Source organism: Wolbachia endosymbiont of Drosophila leontia (assembly GCF_028981785.1).
Lineage (GTDB): Bacteria > Pseudomonadota > Alphaproteobacteria > Rickettsiales > Anaplasmataceae > Wolbachia > Wolbachia pipientis.
The window spans coordinates 1-2,680 of the sequence record NZ_JAPQLK010000048.1; the positions used below are offsets into that span (position 1 = coordinate 1).

General features: G+C 38.1%; 1 protein-coding gene. It reads left to right on the top strand.

Annotated features, from left to right (window positions below):
- The first annotated feature begins 132 nt into the window (after positions 1–132).
- Positions 133–2,586, top strand: a complete 2,454-nt coding sequence (locus OZD63_RS01515) for a glycoside hydrolase/phage tail family protein (protein ID WP_275007936.1) — start codon at positions 133–135, stop codon at positions 2,584–2,586.
- Positions 2,587–2,680 lie beyond the last annotated feature (94 nt).

The following is a 2,680-nucleotide window of genomic DNA, read 5'->3' on the forward strand; positions in this document are numbered from 1 at the left end:
ATAGATATACCTCTTTCTTAACTATGCTTATTTTACCTCATATTTTCGAGATCCTTAACAGGTTCTTACATAGTCATCAAGAATTTTCCTTTAGCAGACTATAATAATCATGTTCCGGTATTTACGTTTGAAGTGCAAACTGCAGTAAAGTCAAATGAATTTTCAGTAGCAAAAAATATTCGGAATATCAATATAACACCAGGCTCAGGAGAGTTTGTATATGATACAAAAATACAGAAGAAAATCGCGCAAGAGAAAATAAGCAGCAACCAATATATCCCATATGGGCTGGCGCAAAGGGTAAATCACAACAACCACACTAAAAAGAGCGATGCAATGCTTTCTTTGGATCAATTAAAGGGAGATTTACCAAATGTTGAGTGGGTATCGGTAGTAGTCAATTGGTTTGTGAATGATCTGAACATTAAAGATTGTAAAATATATCCTGCAGTTGAATTTCAAGATGATTCCGCAATATTACCTGATGATTGGCAAGTAGGGGGTGTAACCAGAGATAATGCTCAGCTAATTTCAAAAGATGCGAGTGGAAACCCAAGGTATGGTGGCACAGTTAGTGATGCAGCGTTGATAAGATATATAGAAGAGCTACACAGCAGAGGCTACAAGGTGATGCTCTATCCAATGCCCTTACTTGATACAAAGAACAAAGGGTGGCGAGGAAGGTTGAGCGGGACTCCTGAAGATATAAGTGATTTTTTTAAGAATCAGTACAACAAATTTATAGAGCATTATGCAAGCATTGCCAAACAAACTAAAGTGGAAGGGTTTATCATTGGTTCTGAATTTGCGCAACTTACCAAAATCAGGGATGAACAAGGGAATTACCCTGCCGTTATAGAGCTGGTCAAGCTTGCAAAGCAGATAAAACTTAATCTTGGAAAAGAAGTAACAGTTACCTACGCTGCAGATTGGAGCGAATACCACTCATATGATGGTTGGTATAATATGGATGAACTGTGGTCTTCAGAGTATATCGACGTTGTTGGCATAGATGCTTATTTTCCACTGACTGATGGTCCAGAGCCTCCTTTTGGTTATTCCGTGGAAGATGTAATGGGTGGTTGGAGCAGTGGAGTGGGGTATGATTATTTCTATGATTACTCAAAGGGTGAGCCTGAAAGAGTAAAGTATAACGACAGCAGGTATGCGTGGAAAAACATAGCAAAATGGTGGAGTGAAACTCACATAAATCCAGGTGGTAGTAAAACGAAATGGCAACCAAAAATGAAAAAAATATGGTTTACTGAGTATAGATTTCCCAGTATGAACGGCTGCACTAATGAGCCAAATGTGTTTGTTGACAAAGGCAGCATAGAGAGCAAATATCCACGATATTCAAACGGAGAGGTGAGCTTTCTTTCGCAAAAAATTGCAATTGAAGGAACGCTAAAGAAGTGGCAAAGCTCGGAAATGGTAGAAAAAATGTTTCTCTGGGCGTGGGATGCAAGGCCATTTCCTTATTTCCCCAATTTGTGTGATATGTGGACTGACTGCCATAATTGGCAGACAGGACATTGGATTCAGGGAAAGCTTTCACAGCTTAATATTTCCGATGTTTTATCGGATCTATTACAAAAAGCAGGTTTAAAAAGCGATCAGTTCGATACGAGTGATGTTAAAGGATTATTGTCTGGATATGTAATAAATGACCAGCAATCGGTACGTTCAATTATTAAAATGCTGCAAAGTTGCTATTTTTTTGATGTGGTTGAACAGGACTCTAAACTGAAATTTGTCCAAAAGGGCAGGGGAGTTACGACTGGAATACCAATTGGTGAAATGGTTTTCAGTAACAATTCAAAACTTGCTAATATCAGTCAATTAGATTTAAACAATAAAGTTAACGTCGTTTATTTTAATCGCAATTTTGGCTATCCAATTGATGTTAAATATGCTGAGTTGCCAAAGCAAGGCGCTGCTATAACAGTTGAAATACCGCTCATTATGGAGGAGGGAGAGGCGCAAAATATAGCTGAGGTTTTACTTTATTCTTCGTGGCAAGAGAGAAATATATACAATTTCAAGCTGCCGATAAAATATGCGTGGCTTGTGCCAAGTGATGTAATAACGATTTTAGACGGTGAGAAAAAGCATACGGTGAGAATTATAAAAACAAAATTCGAAAGCATGTCCATTCAAGTAATTGGCGTTGGTTATGATCACTCTATATATGAGCTTTCTTTTCCTTCAACAAGGTCACTTATGCTGAAGGAATACCCTCCCTCTCACATTAGCAAAACCATCGTAGAAATGATAGATTTACCGGATATTAAAGGTAATAGTGCAAGCTTTACTTTAATTAGTGAGGAAAAGAATTGGAAGGGAGCAACACTCTTTATTTCGTACAACGATAAGGATTATAAGCCTATCGCAAGCACAAACAAGCAGTCTACTTACGGATATGTAATGGAATCTACCGACGAGGGGCTTATAGTAGTGTTACGTTTTGGTGTATTGAGTTCTTCATATAACCATTATTTAAGTGATGGTGTCATTCCAGCGCTTGACCATATTTCTCCTGGATCCCAGTGGGCTTTGTTGCATCGCTCTTCGGATAGTAGGTAACGTACAATAAATTCATGAAGCTATCTCAAACTTAGCCATGCCTATTTCAGTAAATTTGTTAAGCAAATAACACTTGAGTAGCAGTTCCTTCTCA